This window comes from Arthrobacter sp. HMWF013 (assembly GCF_003061105.1).
In the GTDB taxonomy this organism is placed as follows: domain Bacteria; phylum Actinomycetota; class Actinomycetes; order Actinomycetales; family Micrococcaceae; genus Arthrobacter.
Window position 1 is genome coordinate 1 of record NZ_QAIQ01000105.1, and the last position, 14,253, is coordinate 14,253.

At 66.1% G+C, this 14,253-nt stretch carries 15 protein-coding genes, 1 pseudogene and 1 riboswitch; of the genes and pseudogenes, 10 read left to right on the top strand and 6 right to left on the bottom strand.

The features are described 5' to 3' along the window. A pseudogene (locus DBR22_RS04940) lies at positions 1–230 on the bottom strand (CAP domain-containing protein); the annotation flags it as partial. Positions 231–364: 134 nt separating this feature from the next. On the opposite strand from DBR22_RS04940, the gene dcd reads away from it, so the two are divergent. Then, positions 365–940 carry a dCTP deaminase gene (gene dcd / locus DBR22_RS04945; protein ID WP_108598069.1) on the top strand — a complete coding sequence of 192 codons (576 nt, stop codon included), beginning with the start codon at positions 365–367 and terminating at the stop codon, positions 938–940. A 163-nt stretch (positions 941–1,103) separates the two neighbouring features. Beyond that, positions 1,104–2,045, top strand: a complete 942-nt coding sequence (locus DBR22_RS04950; protein WP_108598056.1) for a hypothetical protein — start codon at positions 1,104–1,106, stop codon at positions 2,043–2,045. Positions 2,046–2,112: 67 nt separating this feature from the next. Here the strand turns inward: DBR22_RS04950 and DBR22_RS04955 are convergent, their stop codons facing one another. The 3 genes from DBR22_RS04955 to DBR22_RS04965 all read right to left on the bottom strand — a co-directional run bounded on the left by DBR22_RS04955 (position 2,113) and on the right by DBR22_RS04965 (position 5,272). Beyond that, positions 2,113–3,294 (bottom strand): cation:proton antiporter, encoded by a 1,182-nt coding sequence (locus DBR22_RS04955; RefSeq protein WP_108598057.1) that lies wholly within the window; start codon positions 3,292–3,294, stop codon positions 2,113–2,115. A gap of 5 nt (positions 3,295–3,299) precedes the next feature. Next, entirely contained in the window at positions 3,300–3,782 is a 483-nt protein-coding gene (locus DBR22_RS04960) for a cation:proton antiporter regulatory subunit (RefSeq protein ID WP_108598058.1), read from the bottom strand. A gap of 86 nt (positions 3,783–3,868) precedes the next feature. Beyond that, positions 3,869–5,272: an MFS transporter gene (locus DBR22_RS04965; RefSeq protein ID WP_108598059.1), complete on the bottom strand. Its 1,404-nt coding sequence runs from the start codon at positions 5,270–5,272 to the stop codon at positions 3,869–3,871. A 194-nt stretch (positions 5,273–5,466) separates the two neighbouring features. On the opposite strand from DBR22_RS04965, the gene DBR22_RS04970 reads away from it, so the two are divergent. The 6 genes from DBR22_RS04970 to mnhG are packed head-to-tail and all read left to right on the top strand — an operon-like array spanning position 5,467 to position 11,949. Further along, positions 5,467–8,544, top strand: a complete 3,078-nt coding sequence (locus DBR22_RS04970; RefSeq protein ID WP_108598060.1) for a Na+/H+ antiporter subunit A — start codon at positions 5,467–5,469, stop codon at positions 8,542–8,544. Further along, positions 8,541–9,131, top strand: coding sequence for a Na(+)/H(+) antiporter subunit C (locus DBR22_RS04975; RefSeq protein ID WP_108598061.1), 591 nt, complete (start codon positions 8,541–8,543; stop codon positions 9,129–9,131). Before DBR22_RS04970 ends, DBR22_RS04975 begins: the two co-directional genes overlap by 4 nt. Beyond that, a complete protein-coding gene (locus tag DBR22_RS04980; protein ID WP_108598062.1) occupies positions 9,128–10,735 on the top strand; it encodes a Na+/H+ antiporter subunit D in 1,608 nt (535 codons plus the stop codon). The genes DBR22_RS04975 and DBR22_RS04980 overlap by 4 nt, the downstream gene beginning before the upstream one ends. Then, complete coding sequence (locus tag DBR22_RS04985) at positions 10,732–11,277, top strand: Na+/H+ antiporter subunit E (RefSeq protein ID WP_108598063.1); 546 nt, start codon at positions 10,732–10,734, stop codon at positions 11,275–11,277. The genes DBR22_RS04980 and DBR22_RS04985 overlap by 4 nt, the downstream gene beginning before the upstream one ends. After that, positions 11,274–11,552, top strand: coding sequence for a monovalent cation/H+ antiporter complex subunit F (locus DBR22_RS04990; protein ID WP_108598064.1), 279 nt, complete (start codon positions 11,274–11,276; stop codon positions 11,550–11,552). Before DBR22_RS04985 ends, DBR22_RS04990 begins: the two co-directional genes overlap by 4 nt. Beyond that, positions 11,542–11,949 carry a monovalent cation/H(+) antiporter subunit G gene (mnhG, locus tag DBR22_RS04995; RefSeq protein WP_108598065.1) on the top strand — a complete coding sequence of 136 codons (408 nt, stop codon included), beginning with the start codon at positions 11,542–11,544 and terminating at the stop codon, positions 11,947–11,949. Before DBR22_RS04990 ends, mnhG begins: the two co-directional genes overlap by 11 nt. A 67-nt stretch (positions 11,950–12,016) precedes the next feature. Here the strand turns inward: mnhG and DBR22_RS05000 are convergent, their stop codons facing one another. Together DBR22_RS05000 and DBR22_RS05005 are read right to left on the bottom strand one after the other, a co-directional pair. Beyond that, positions 12,017–12,280 carry a DUF4235 domain-containing protein gene (locus DBR22_RS05000; protein ID WP_108598066.1) on the bottom strand — a complete coding sequence of 88 codons (264 nt, stop codon included), beginning with the start codon at positions 12,278–12,280 and terminating at the stop codon, positions 12,017–12,019. Positions 12,281–12,381: 101 nt separating this feature from the next. Then, entirely contained in the window at positions 12,382–12,927 is a 546-nt protein-coding gene (locus tag DBR22_RS05005; protein ID WP_108598067.1) for a heme-degrading domain-containing protein, read from the bottom strand. Positions 12,928–12,984: 57 nt separating this feature from the next. Then, a riboswitch (TPP riboswitch) is annotated at positions 12,985–13,127 on the top strand. Between the two features lie 67 nt (positions 13,128–13,194). Between DBR22_RS05005 and DBR22_RS05010 the strand changes: the two genes are divergently transcribed. Further along, entirely contained in the window at positions 13,195–13,848 is a 654-nt protein-coding gene (locus DBR22_RS05010) for an ECF transporter S component (RefSeq protein WP_108598068.1), read from the top strand. Next, a partial coding sequence (locus DBR22_RS05015) for an ATP-binding cassette domain-containing protein (RefSeq protein ID WP_146187392.1) occupies positions 13,848–14,253 on the top strand: 406 nt, incomplete at its 3' end. The genes DBR22_RS05010 and DBR22_RS05015, both read left to right, overlap by 1 nt.

Here is a 14,253-nt window from a genome sequence, read left to right on the forward strand (position 1 = left end):
GCCGGGGCGAGCGGCGATCCGCCGCCGCCGTCAGCGCCGGCTGCACCGCCGTCGTCGTCCGCTGCAACCGCCGGACCCAGCGTGACTGCGCTCGGACCCGTTGCTCCCGCAGCCTGGGCTGCCGGCTTCGTGTCAGGGAGGCCGGCCTGAAAGCCGGCGGCCGGGGACACGAGCGAGAGCGCGCACAGGACAGCCACAACGGCGGGCGCCGCAAATTTTCTCACATTCATCCCCAGCTTTTTGTGCAGTTGGACCAACCGGGAGACCATCCGGCGGCTTACATCTGAGGCAACATTAGCCCCACTGGGTGACAGCAACAACGAAAGAATGGGCGCTGTGGACAACGCATAGTAATTTGGGAGGCGTGCTGATCTCTGACCGCGACATACGTGCCGAAATTGACTCCCAACGGATTGTTCTTGAACCGTACGATCCCGTGATGGTTCAGCCATCCTCGGTGGACGTACGGATCGACCGGTTCTTCCGGCTTTTCGACAACCACAAGTACGCGCATATTGACCCAGCGGAGGAGCAGCCGGAGCTGACCCGGCTCGTAGAAGTGGAGGCTGGTGAGCCTTTCATCCTCCACCCCGGCGAGTTCGTCCTGGGCTCCACCTATGAAACCGTCACCCTGCCCGACGACATTGCCGCCCGGCTCGAAGGCAAGTCCTCGCTGGGCCGCCTTGGCCTGCTGACCCACTCCACCGCAGGGTTCATCGATCCCGGATTTTCCGGGCACGTGACCCTGGAGCTGTCCAACATGGCCACCCTGCCCATCAAGCTGTGGCCGGGAATGAAGATCGGCCAGCTGTGCTTCTTCCGGCTGACCTCGGCCGCCGAATTCCCCTACGGTTCGGGTGAGTACGGCAACCGCTACCAGGGCCAGCGCGGGCCGACAGCCAGCCGCAGCCACCTGAATTTCCACCGCACCGAGGTCTGACTCCTCATCGAGGGGTGTGTACTCATCCAAAGGTGAGATCTCGGCGCTAATACCCGGTCTGAGCGGCGAGACCTCGCCACTCGATCCGCGGACCTGCGTGGCACTGCTCCTGCACACTGTGCATAACCGGTGGGTCGCGGATTAACTGTGCCAACAATGGGTCATGCGGCCGCCTTCAGCTCTTCCTGACCAGCTCGCCGGACTCTCATTCACCCTGGAGCAACAGGTCCAGGCCGGCGTTCCTGCCGGGCGTGCGTGGCGAAGTGACCTTCGGGTGGCCAGCGGTGGAGTTCGCGTCCCGTGGGGCGCTGCCCAACCGCTGCACCACACCTGCGCCCTGCTCTCTGCAATGACCCCGGACGCGGTCTGCTGCCTGGCCACCGCCGCCCTGCTGTGGGATTGCCCGCTGCCGCCCGCCTTGCAGCTTGACCTGAATATTCATTTGGCGAAGGCCTCCGGAGGCGCGCGGCCAGTCCGGAAGGGCATCGCGGGTCATCGGCTGGCGCTCCGTCAGCAGGACGTGTCAATGCTCGACGGCGTGCCGGTCACCGGCCCCGCGCGGACCTGGCTGGATCTGGCCTCGGTCCTGGATTTTGAGGACCTGGTGGCTGCGGGGGACTACTTTGTCTGCAGCCAGTCCCGGAGTTTCGGGCCTCCAAAGATGGCGCTGTGTTCACTTGCGGACCTCCACGAACAGGTCTCGTCCAACCCGGGCGTCCGAGGAATCCGGAAGGCGAGACTTGCCTTGGAGCTGTGCCGGGTTGGGGCCGATTCCGTGCCGGAGACGCGGCTGCGGTTGGCCCTTGGCAGGATCGGCCTGCCGGAGCCTGTGCTCAGTTACGTGGTGCAGGATCCAACCGGCTGGGAACTCGCGTGGCCGGACATGGCCTTCCCCGACTTCAAGGTGGCCGTCAATTACGACGGGCGCCACCATCTGGAGCCGCGCCAGCGCGAGTCGGACATCAGCAGGGACGAATCCATCGCGGCCATCGGCTGGCAGTCGGTTACCGTCACGGCAGGCCACGTTCGGACCTGGGGCTACGACGGATGTGCCCACCGCGTGCTCGATGCCCTGGTGCGGGCGGGGTGGCGGATCGAAAGGTGAGGTCTCGGCGTTAACCGGCCGCCTTAGCGACGAGACGTAGCCACTCGATGTGGGGTGGTCCGGGACGCTAGGTCTGGGGGGCTACGCGGACCGGCCAGGGGAACGCCTTCACGGCCGGCTCCACGTAGCGCGCGGCCAGCGGACCGATGATGGCCATCAGGAGTACGTAGGCGGTGGCCATGGCAGCGAGTTCGTCCGGAACAACGCCGGAGGCCACGGCCAGCCCGGCGATGACGATCGAGAACTCGCCGCGTGCAATCAGTGCAGCGCCGGCACGGAAACGGCCGGGCCGGGCAATGCCGGCCCGTTTGGCGGCCCAGATACCGGTGACCATTTTGGTGGCTGCAGTGACGACGGCCAGGATCAGCGCCCAGCCCAGCACGGGAGGAATGGACGACGGGTCAGTGTTGAGCCCGAAGGCAACAAAAAAGATGGCTGCAAAAAGGTCCCGCAGCGGTTCAAGGATCCGGGTGGCGCTGTGGGCTGTGGCCCCGGAGATGGCGATGCCAAGCATGAACGCGCCCACCGCCGCCGAGACCTGCATGGCCGACGCGACGCCGGCCACGAGCAATGCGGCGCCGAGCAGGTTGAGCAGGAAGACTTCGGAGTTTTCGCTGTGCACGGCCTTGGACACGTGGTGGCCGTGCCGGAGGGCCACGACCAGGACCAGGGTGACCACGGCCAGGGAAATGCCCACGGTGGTCAGCCCGCCCAGGAAGCTCACACCGGACAACGTGGCCGTCAGGATCGGAAGGTACAGGGCCATGGCCAGGTCCTCGAACACCAGGATGGACAGCACCACCGGGGTTTCGCGGTTACCGATCCGGCCCAGGTCCGTGATGACCTTGGCGGCGATCCCGGAAGACGAAATGTAGGTCACGCCGCCCATGACCATGGCGCCCACGAGACCCCAGCCGAGCAGGAAAGCCAGAGCGGCCCCCGGCACGAAATTCAGCACGAGGTCAAGAACACCGGCCTGCCAGGATCTGCGCAGGCCGGTGAAAAGTTCCGCAGCCGTATATTCCAAACCAAGCATAAGCAGTAGGAGGATCACACCGATCTCACCGGAGAGATGTGCGAATTCCTGCATACCTTCGAGCTTGACCACGCCGCCTGCGCCGAAGGCGAGTCCGCCCACGAGATACAGGGGAATGGGTGACATTCCGATCCGTCCGGCCAGCCTGGCCAGGAGGCCAAGGCAGAACACAACGGCCCCCAGTTCAATGAGGGTCAGGGCCAGCGGGTCCATGACGGTTATCCGTTGCGGAGGATATCGGCCGCGGCGTCAAGGCCTTCTTGCGTGCCGACAGCTACCAGCAGGTCACCGGTGTGAAGCACGAGGTCGGGGCCCGGCGACGGGACCACCTCGCCTTCCCGCATGATCGCCACGATCGAGACCCCGCAGCGGGTGCGGATGCAGGCTTTGCCCATGGGTTGGTTCTGGAACGGGGAGTCCGCAGCGATGGAGAACTGCCGGGTCACGATGCCCGGAATTTCCCGGTGCTCCTCGGACAGTTTCATTGCCAGATGCTGTCCGCCCAGGAGGTTGCCCAGGGTGGCGGCCTCATCCCCGGTGAGGGGAATCGACGCCTGGCAGGTATCGGGATCGTCCCAGGTGGAAACGATGAGTTCCGTCTGGCCCTCCCGGAGCTCCACGACGCCGATGCGGCGCCCCGAAGCTGTCATAAAGTCCTTCCGCCGGCCCAGGCCGGGGAGGTCTGTCTCGTCCACGTTCATGGTTCAAGCCTAGTCTCCGCACAGCGGTTTAGGGTGGCCGCACGCCGCGCAGGGGCTGCCGGGCGGGACCTGAGGGCTCGTTCGCGTCAGGCGGACGGAACCACGGCGATGGCGGCCTCGTCCGGCGACTTCACCGGCAGCAGGACCAGCAGGCCTGCGAACAGAACCACCATGATGCCAAGGATCCCCCACCGCTGGGCCTCGCCGGCAGCGACCAGGGGTGTGGCAATCGCGATGCAGAGGGTGAAGAGGGCAGGCGCCAGGAAGCTGACGGCTCGGCCGGTGGTGGCGTACAGCCCAAAGAGCTCGCCGGATTCACCGTGGGGTGCCAGCCGAGCCAGGTACGCCCGCGACGAGGACTGGGCCGGGCCCACGAAAAGGCACAGGAACAGTCCGAACACCCAGAACGTGGTGCTGCCGGCCCACGCCGTTCCGAAGAAGACGTAGTCGCCGTTGCCGAGGACCAGGATCATGGTGCCGGCGATCAGCAGCCCCACCAGCGAGCCCATGATCACTGCCTTCGGGCCCACCCTGTCGTCCAGGAATCCGCCGATTATGGCCCCGACTGCCGCCACCACGTTGCCGAAGATGGCGAAGAAAATGACCTGGGACAGCTCAAAGCCGAAGGTGCCGGCCGCAATGACGCCGCCGAAGGTGAAGACCGCGGCCAGGCCGTCGCGGAAGACGGCGCTGGCGAGAAGGAAGTAGATGGTGTGCGGGCTCGTGGCGTAGATCGCCTTGATCCGGCGGACCAGCAGTGCATAGGACGCCATGAACCCCAGCGGCTTGACCTGCGCCGGCCGCGGAAGCTCCGGAACCGCGAACAGGACCGGCAGGGCGAAGATGAAGAACCACAGGGCGGAGAACACGGCCACCAACCGGATGTTGAGGCTGTCCTCGGTAGAGGCGCCGAACCATTCGAAGCTCGGCTGGACGAACAGTTGCAGCACGACCAGGAGCGCCACGATGCCGCCGAGGTACCCCATGGCCCAGCCGAAGCCACTGACCTTCCCGATGTTCCTGGGCGTGGAGATCTGGGTGAGCATGGCGTTGTAGTTCACGCCCGCGAACTCAAAGAACACATTGCCCAGTGCAATCAGGGCAACCCCCAGCAGGAGGAACTCCGGGCGCGGGAAGACGAAGAAGCACAGGGCGGTCAGGATGGCGACGGCGGCCGTGTTGACCCCCAGCCACAGCTTGCGCCGGCCCCCCGCATCAGAACGTTGACCCGTCACCGGGGCGAGCACGGCGATGGCCAGGCCGGCGATGGCCAGCGCACCGCCAAGGACTGCAGAGGCCTGGTCCTCCCCGCCGAAGGCGTTGGATGTCAGATATACCGTGAAAACGAAGGTGGTCATCACTGCATTGAATGCCGCCGAACCCCAGTCCCAGGCTGCCCAGGCGATGACCCTGCCCCTGCCGGTGGCCTCGCTTCCGGAGGCGAGTTCCGATGGCGGTTGCATGGCCTCGGGAGCGCTGGCGGTGTTCATAGGCTGAATGCTATCCGCCCGTGGCGAACAAGGAGTCCACCTGAGGCCGGACACCCGGGAAATCCGGGACCGCGGCGTGACGGCTGGGGAAATTTGTCGGAGGGGCCTTGATAAACTGTGGCCACCGAATCCAACGAATTGACCGCCTGCCCCAACTTTTGACAATCGAATCCCTGACGAACGCGGAGATACCAGTGATCACAGTCCTTGCCGTGCATTTTGCGGTGGCTGCTGTGGCGCCGTTTTTGTTCAGGGTGTGGGGCCGCAGCGCTTTCTACGCCCTGGCCGCTGTCCCTGCAGCGTCCTTCCTCTGGCTGTTGCTCCAGCATGGCGCCGTGTATTCCGGGTCCGGCGCAGTTGCTGAAGTCATCCCGTGGATTCCCGGACTCAAGCTTGAGTTGGCTTTCCGGATGGATGCCCTGGCCTGGGTCATGTCCCTGCTGGTCCTGGGTATCGGTGCATTGGTGCTCGTCTACTGTGCCCGGTATTTCAAGAAGAAGGACGAAAACCTCGGTGGCTTCGGCGCCCAGTTGCTCGCTTTCGCGGGGGTCATGTTCGGCCTGGTGGTGGCGGACGACCTCCTCCTGCTCTTCATTTTCTGGGAACTCACCACCATCCTGTCGTACCTGCTGATCGGCTTCGCCCGCACCAGGCTGGCCGCGCGGCGCTCTGCCCTCCAGGCCCTGATGGTCACCACGGCGGGCGGGCTGGCCATGCTTGTGGGCCTGGTCATGCTGGGTTTCAGCGCCGGCACGTACCGGATCTCGGCCATCCTGGCGCAGGCTCCCACCCTTGTCAGTGGACCTTCCGCGGACATGGTGGCGGCCGCCGTCGTCCTCATCCTGGTGGGTGCCATGAGCAAGTCCGCTCTGGTCCCCCTGCACTTCTGGCTCCCGGGGGCCATGGCGGCGCCCACACCGGTGAGCGCGTACCTCCACGCAGCAGCAATGGTGAAGGCCGGGATCTACCTCGTGGCCCGGCTGGCGCCCGGCTTCTCAGAGACTGCCTACTGGCAGCCCATCGTGCTGGGCCTGGGGCTGGCCACCATGCTGGTGGGCGGCTACCGTGCGCTGCGCCAGACCGACATCAAACTCATTCTCGCGTACGGGACAGTCAGCCAGCTCGGTTTCCTGACCATGGTGGTGGGACTCGGCACACCGGATGCCGCCCTCGCAGGACTCGCGATGCTCCTGGCCCACGGGCTCTTCAAAGCCACCCTGTTTCTGGTGGTGGGCATCATCGACCACCAGTCCGGGACGCGCGATGTCCGCAAACTGTCCGGCGTTTTCCGCTCGTCGCGGGCACTGGGGATCGTGGCCGCCATCGGTGCCGCCTCCATGGCCGGTGTGCCGCTGCTTGCTGGCTTCGTAGCCAAAGAATCGGTACTCGAAGCCTTCGTCCACCATGCACAGGGCGGGCCGTGGGGCGCGGCTGCACTCGCGGGCATTGTCCTGGGCTCCATCCTGACCTTCGCCTACAGCGCCCGGTTCATGTGGGGTGCCTTCGCTGCGAAGCCAGGAGTTGAGCCCACGCAGTTCAAGGCCGTGCGGCCTTCGTTCCTGGCGGCCCCTGCCCTCCTCAGCCTCCTCAGCATCGTCTACGGACTGTGGCCGGCACCCGTGGACTCGTGGATCCAGCCTTACGCCGCGCTGTTCGCGTCCACCGCGCCCGACGCCGGGACACCGGCCGAGCAGGCAGGCCACCTTGCGCTGTGGCACGGCTTCACCCCCGCGCTGGGACTCACGGCCCTCACGTTCGCCCTCGGCCTGGTGATGTACTTCGGCCGGACCGCAGTGGCCCGCGCGCAGGACCTCGTGCCGGGCTGGGTCGATGCTGACCGGGCCTACCAGCTCACCATCGGGGCGCTGGATGACACCGCGGTGTGGATCACGGGCCGGACCCAGCGCGGTTCACTGTACTTCTACCTGGCCGTCATTCTTTCCATGGCGTTTGCCCTCCCGCTGACGGTCATGCTGCTGGCGGGCAAGCCGCTGCCGGGGGACCTTTACTTCATCGACCCGTACTCGCCGCTGCAGGCTGTCGTGGGGGCCGGAATCGTGATCGGTGCCCTCGCTGCAGTCAAGGCAAACAAGCGGTTCCTGGCCGTGCTGATGGTTTCGGTGACTGGATACGGCATCGCGCTGATGTTTGCGCTCCAGGGCGCCCCGGACCTGGCCCTCACCCAGATGCTGGTGGAAACCATCATTCTGGTCGCCTTTGTCCTGGCCATGCGCAGCCTTCCGGCCGAGCTCAGGGACCGGACCGGCGGAAAGTACCGCGTGGTCCGTGTGGTGATCGGCCTGGCGTTCGGCGTCACCATGGTCTTCGCAGCCATCTACGCCATGGGAGCGCGGGTAGCCGTGCCCGTTTCCCTGGAATTCCCGCGCCTCGCCTACGAAGGCGGCGGCGGGCTGAACATCGTCAACGTGACACTGGTGGACATCCGGGCCTGGGACACCTTCGGTGAAATATCGGTCCTGGCGCTGGCGGCCACAGGCGTTGCCAGCCTGATCTTCGTCCGCGGACGCGGTGACCGGATCCAGGTTTCCGCCACCGTGGCCGAGGGCAGCGTAGGCCGCCAGGTCGGGGTGGATCCGGGGTCCCGCGAAGCTGCAGCGCTGGCCATCAGCCGTAAGTTCGCGGCGTCCGCACGGGATGCCTGGATCGTGGCGGGACGGACCCTTGCGCCCGAACGCCGCTCCATCATCTTTGAAGTGGTGACCCGGCTGATCTTCCACTCTTTGATCATCTTCTCCCTCTACCTCCTGCTGGCCGGCCATAACCTGCCGGGCGGCGGTTTCGCCGGCGGCCTGACGGCAGGGCTTGCCCTGGCCATCCGCTACCTGGCGGGGGGCCGCTTCGAACTTCGCGAGGCAACTCCTGTGGGAGCGGGAACCCTGCTGGGGATCGGGCTCGCCACGGCGGCGGCGTCCGGCGTGGTGCCGCTGCTGCTGGGCGGCCAGGTGTTCCAGAGCGCCATCATCGAGTTGTGGCTGCCGGTGTTCGGCGACATCAAGTTCGTCACGTCCACCATCTTCGATATCGGCGTGTACACCGTGGTGATCGGCCTCGTGCTGGACGTCCTGCGCTCGCTGGGCGCCGAGATCGACGAGCACTTTGAAGAGGACGCCGCCTCGCCCGAAGGAGAGCCGTCTGCAGCCGGACTGCCGGCAGGCGCAGAGCCTGCCGTGCAGGGTTCGGTCCGGCAATCGGCGGACGGGCCGGAGACCGTGGGCGCTACCGTCGAAACCACTGCGAAGGGCCAAGGATGAGTGTCAACCTGACCCTGCTGATCGTCATGGGGGCGCTGTACGCCTGCGGCATCTACCTGATCCTGGAACGCAGCCTCACCCGGGTACTTTTGGGGCTGATGCTCCTGGCCAACGCCACCAACCTGCTGATCCTGGCCACCGGCGGCTACGCCGGGCTGGCCCCGCTCTATGACAAGGACACGGCCGCCCAGGACTACGCGGACCCCCTTCCGCAGGCCCTGATCCTCACCTCGATCGTGATCTCCTTTGCTGTGACGGCCTTTATGCTCGGCATCATCTACCGGACCTGGGTCCTCGCACGCCAGGACGAGATCGAATACGACCTCGAGGACCTCAGGGTCGCTGAGACGCCCAGCTTTGATGCCGAGGACGACGCCGAGATTCCGGCCGAGACGTCCGAGTTTCCCCTGACGATGCTTGGCGGTGACGGAAGCTCCCTCTCCGACCACGCCGTGCCCCGGGACGCCCCTGAAGCAGGCGCGTCCATCAAAGCCGGCGCCCGAAAGATTCCTGCTGCGGATGCTGCTGCCGAAGAGCAGCCCGGATCACGCAACGTCACCCCCGGCCCTGAAGGAGGTGTGAAGTGAACATCGCAAGCTTTGCCCCGCTCGCCGTCGTACTTCCCATTCTCGGCGCGGCCCTGGCCTTCCTGCTGATCCGGCATTCCCGTGCCCAGCGCGCCGTCAGCATCGGGGTGTTGTCCCTGACGCTGCTGCTCGAGTGCGTGCTGCTGGCGTCGGTGTGGGATGGCGGAACGGCCGCTGTTAACATCGGCGGCTGGCTGCCGCCCTGGGGCATCGTCATGGTGGTGGACCAGTTCTCCTCCCTCATGCTGGTGGTGTCCTCTGCCGTGAGCCTGGCGGTGCTGATCTACGCCACCGGGCAGGGCATGGCCGACGGCGACCAGGACGCACCGGTGTCGATCTTCCACCCCACCTTCCTGATCCTGGTGGCCGGGGTGTCCAACGCGTTCCTTTCGGGGGACCTTTTCAACCTGTACGTCGGGTTCGAGATCCTGCTGACGGCAAGCTACGTCCTGATGACCCTGGGCGGGACCGGACCCCGGATCCGCGCAGGCGTCACTTATGTGGTGGTGTCCGTAGTGTCCTCGGTGCTGTTCCTGATCTCCATCGCCATGGTCTACGGCGCTACCGGGACCGTGAACATGGCCGATCTTGCCATCAAGCTCGCGGACCTGGATGAGGGAACCCGGACTCTGCTGCACGTGATGCTCCTGGTGGCTTTCGGCATCAAGGCCGCTGTGTTCCCGCTGTCCTTCTGGCTGCCTGACTCCTACCCCACCGCGCCGGCACCGGTCACGGCCGTGTTCGCGGGCCTGCTGACGAAGGTCGGCGTGTACGCGATGGTGCGCACCGAAACCCTGCTGTTTCCGGGCGACAGCCTGAACACGCCCCTTATGGTGGCGGCGCTCCTGACCATGGTGGTGGGCATCCTGGGTGCCCTGGCCCAAAGCGATATCAAGCGTCTGCTGTCCTTTACGCTCGTCAGCCACATCGGCTACATGGTCTTCGGCTTGGCGATGTCCTCCGTGGCCGGGCTGGGTGCCGCCGTGTTCTACGTGGCCCACCACATCACCATCCAGACCAGCCTGTTCCTGGTCACGGGGCTCATTGAACGCCGCGGCGGCAGTTCCTCCGTGGACCGGCTGGCAGGACTGGCCAAGTTGTCGCCCGTGCTGGCCATCCTCTTCTTTGTGCCGGCCATGAACCTGGCCGGCATCCCGCCGTTCTCCGGGTTCCTGGGCAAGGTGGGGCTGATCCAGGCAGGCATCGAACTGGGCACCCCGCTGGCCTACGCACTGGTGATCGGCGGTGTGGTGACCAGCCTCCTGACACTCCTGGCGGTGGCCAGGGTCTGGAACCGTGCGTTCTGGCGCAAGCCCACTGACGCCGAGTACCCGGACCCCGTCCTGCTGGCCGCGCCCAAGGACTCGGATACGGGAAGCAGGGCAGGCCGCACGAACGTTACGCTGCTGCCGCGGACCATGGTGGGCCCGACGCTGGGACTGGTGCTGCTCGGCGTATCACTCACCGTTTTTGCCGGCCCGCTTTTCGGCGTCGCTGACCAGGCCGCCCAGGAAATGCTGGACCGGACCTCGTACATCCAGGCGGTGCTGGGCGAGGACGCCCCTGTTCCAGCGCTTGCGCTGAAGGCCGGAGGCGGAAAGTGAGCCGCCGCCGGATTTCCCTGCGGCAGGAGCTTCCCCTGCTCGTGTGGCTGGTCCTTGTCTGGGGCGCGCTGTGGCAGGACTTCAGCCCGGGAAACCTGCTTTTCGGGGCGCTGCTTGCAGTGCTGGTGGCGCGGATGTTTTACCTGCCCCCGGTGGAACTGAGCGGCCGCTTCAATGTCCTCCACGCAGTGCCGTTCGCCCTGCAGTTCCTGGCCAAGGTGGTGGCCGCCAGCATCGACGTGATGTACCTGGCCGCTGTCCGCGGGCCGAAGGTGATCAGCGCCGTCGTCGCGGTCAAACTGCGCAGCCACCAGGATCTGATGGTCACGGCCACGGGGCACGTTATTTCCCTGATCCCCGGTTCCCTGGTGGTGGAAGTGGACCGCTCCACCTCCACCCTGTACCTCCACGCACTCAACATCAACACCCCTGACGAGGTGGAGAAACTGCGCCAGGAAGTCAGGGCCATCGAGGCAGGACTGATCCGGATCATGGGCACACCGGAAGAACTCGAAACCATCCGGCAGGAGGCCGCAGCATGATGCAGACCGTCATGGCTGTCACAGCAGTCATTCTCTCGCTGGCCGCCGCGGGAGCCATCATCAGGATTGCCCGCGGGCCCTCACTGCTGGACCGGGTGCTGGCCTCGGATGTCCTGCTTGCCATCCTGGGTGCCGCTTTGTGCATCGATATGGCGGTCAACCGGCACCTGAACAACCTGATGCTGCTGGTGGCGCTGTCCATTGTGGGCTTCATCGGCTCGGCAACGGTGGCGCGCTTCGTGGCGGGCCGGCGGGAGCAGCCCCATGAATCCTGAAGCCAGCCTGGTGGACAACATCATCGACACCACATCAGCCGTTTTTATGGTGGTGGGCGCGCTCATGTCCCTGGCCGCCGCCGTCGGCCTCCTGCGTTTTCCGGACCTGCTGAGCCGCATGCACGCCGCCACCAAACCGCAGGTCCTGGGCCTGTTCCTGCTGCTGGCATCCATCGGCCTGCAGATGCGCACCTGGTGGGTGTGGCCGGTTCTGCTGGTGGCATGGATCTTCCAGCTCCTCACGGTGCCGGTGTCCGCGCACATGGTGGGCCGGGCCGGTTACCGCACCAAGCACCTGCACCGGGAGCTGCTCAGCTCCGATGAACTGGAAGCCGTGGTTCAGAAGGCGGCACAGTCGGCCCGGGACGAAGGGGCCGACGCCGGCCGTCCGGACTGACAGCCAGCCTGACGGACTGGCTGCCGGCCGGACTGGCTACCTGACGGACTGCCTGCCGGTGCTACTGCTAGACGATGTCCTGGGACTTGGCGAACCGGGTGATGGCGCGCTGGGTGCCGCGGTTGGCGAGCACCTGGATGATGGTGCTGACCGAGGCCGAGATGAGTGCAAACGTCAGGGCTGACCGCAGGGTGGTGGGAGTGTCCTCGTGCTTGCCTGTGGGCGGTTTGCGGCCGGTGGACTTCTCCCACACGGCGTTGACTACCTTGGTGCCGAGAAATCCTGCGCCGAGGCTGACTCCGGTGCCAAGCAGCTTGATGAAAAGGTTCATTCGTGTAACTCCTAGCGGGCGGAAAACGGACTGACCTTAGCCTAACCGCATCCGCCTGCCCGGCGCCCCTCAGCTGCCTGAGCCCACAGCTGCCGGAGCCGTCAGCTCCCGGTTCGCATGGACGCCAGGATCTCCCGCATCGCCTCCACCACAAGATCGTGGTCCTCCTGCTGGGGCAGGCCCGAAACCGTCACGGTGGCCACGGCACCCACCCCGGCAACGTAGACGGGGAAGGAACCGCCGTGGGCCGCGTACGTGGACTCGTCGTACCAGCCCTGGTCCTCGAGCCGCCCGCCACCCAGCCGGCCGCGCAGCCCGACGAGCAATGAGGGAATCTCATACCGTGCGGCGGTGCGCTGCTTCGCGCGGATCCAGTGTTCGTTGTCCGGCGTGGCTCCGTCCAGCGCCACATGGAACAGGACCTGGTCAGCCTTGGTGATGTCGATGGCGATGGGCAGCTTCCGGCTCTTGCCCAGCTCCACCAGCAGGAGCCCCAGGTTGAGGGAGTCATCCTTGGTGAAACGCGGGAACTGCAGCTCGGAGATCTCACCGTCGATCCGCGCTATCAGTGCCTCGAGGGCGGCGCGGGGCTGGTCCTCGGCGGAGTCGGGATCAAAGGCTGTCACGGACGAGGAGTCGGAGGTCATGGCCCACAATCTACCGGCCCGGCGGTGTAAACTGGACCACGCCCAACAGGGCAGATTTATTTACGACAGGGGAGCGCCGCCGTCGGGCATCACTGGCATTGCCAGGGGAACCAAGGGTGGGCGCTGAGAGTGCGGACAGCCGCAGACCCTCGAACCTGATCCGGTTAGTACCGGCGCAAGGGAGTCGAGTTCTCGAAGTGTCCGGCGACGGCGGCAACGCCGCGGGCCGGGTGCACTTTCCCCTCCTGTTCCTCAGGAGGACCACATATGAGCACTGCAGCATTAAATAAGAAGACCGGCAACACCTGGCGCGTCGTGGACATTGTGGTGGCTGCGCTTATCGCGATCGCCGGCGGCGTGATTTTCTGGGCATGGTCACAGGGCGCCGGCATCGTGTCCGCGCCGATGAACGCCGTTTACCCCCCGCTGACAGGCCTGCTGGCCGGCGGCTGGATGATTCCCGCGGTGCTGGGCATGCTTATCATCCGCAAGCCGGGCGCGGCGCTCTTCTGCGAAACCGTCGCCGCCACCGGCGAACTCATCATGGGCTCCCAGTACGGCGCCACGGTGCTGATCTCCGGACTCCTCCAGGGCCTGGGCGCCGAGCTGGTGTTCTTCCTGCTGGTATACGGCAAGTTCAGGTTCGGCTCGTTCCTGCACCAGAAGTACAACCTGATCGTCGCGTTGCTGGCCGGCGCCGGCGCGGGTCTGTTCTGCGGCCTGAACGACTCCTTCCTCCCGTGGGGCTGGAACATCGCCTACGAACCCGGTGACAAGCTCGCCTACATCCTGTTCTGCACCATCTCCGGCGCCGTGATTGCGGGCGCGCTGTCCTGGATCGCCACCCGCGGCCTGGCCCGGACCGGCGTGCTCAGCTCCTTCGCCTCACGAAAGGCAGCTTCGGAGCCTGTCTTCAGCTGATGGCCGCTTCCGACGCCGGCACCTCGGCACTGGTGCGCCCCGCCGCGGTGACCGCGCGCGGTTGGGGCTGGCGCCACTCCGGCAGGTCAGCCCCTGCAGTCCAGGGGCTCGACCTCGACATCGCTCCGGGCGAGCGGGTGCTCCTGCTGGGCCCTTCCGGCGCGGGCAAATCCACGCTGCTGCACGCGCTGGCAGGGGTGCTGGGGGATGAAGGGGACGACGCCGATGAGACCGGTTCGCTCCTGATCGACGGCGCTGCCCCCCGCGGGCAGCGTGGACGATCCGGGCTGATGCAGCAGGACCCGGAAACCCAGGTTGTCCTCTCGCGGCTCGGCGACGACGTCGCCTTCGGCGCCGAAAACCTGGCCGTTCGGCGGGACGAGATCTGGCGGCGGGTCCATGAGG

Excerpts from the sequence above, each read along its gene's own strand:
- DBR22_RS04950 (WP_108598056.1), top strand. The coding sequence starts at position 1,104 with ATGCGGCCGCCTTCAGCTCTTCCTGACCAGCTCGCCGGACTCTCATTC.
- DBR22_RS04955 (WP_108598057.1), bottom strand. The coding sequence starts at position 3,294 with ATGGACCCGCTGGCCCTGACCCTCATTGAACTGGGGGCCGTTGTGTTC.
- DBR22_RS04960 (WP_108598058.1), bottom strand. The coding sequence starts at position 3,782 with ATGAACGTGGACGAGACAGACCTCCCCGGCCTGGGCCGGCGGAAGGAC.
- DBR22_RS04965 (WP_108598059.1), bottom strand. The coding sequence starts at position 5,272 with ATGAACACCGCCAGCGCTCCCGAGGCCATGCAACCGCCATCGGAACTC.
- DBR22_RS04975 (WP_108598061.1), top strand. The coding sequence starts at position 8,541 with ATGAGTGTCAACCTGACCCTGCTGATCGTCATGGGGGCGCTGTACGCC.
- DBR22_RS04990 (WP_108598064.1), top strand. The coding sequence starts at position 11,274 with ATGATGCAGACCGTCATGGCTGTCACAGCAGTCATTCTCTCGCTGGCC.
- mnhG (WP_108598065.1), top strand. The coding sequence starts at position 11,542 with ATGAATCCTGAAGCCAGCCTGGTGGACAACATCATCGACACCACATCA.
- DBR22_RS05000 (WP_108598066.1), bottom strand. The coding sequence starts at position 12,280 with ATGAACCTTTTCATCAAGCTGCTTGGCACCGGAGTCAGCCTCGGCGCA.
- DBR22_RS05005 (WP_108598067.1), bottom strand. The coding sequence starts at position 12,927 with ATGACCTCCGACTCCTCGTCCGTGACAGCCTTTGATCCCGACTCCGCC.
- DBR22_RS05010 (WP_108598068.1), top strand. The coding sequence starts at position 13,195 with ATGAGCACTGCAGCATTAAATAAGAAGACCGGCAACACCTGGCGCGTC.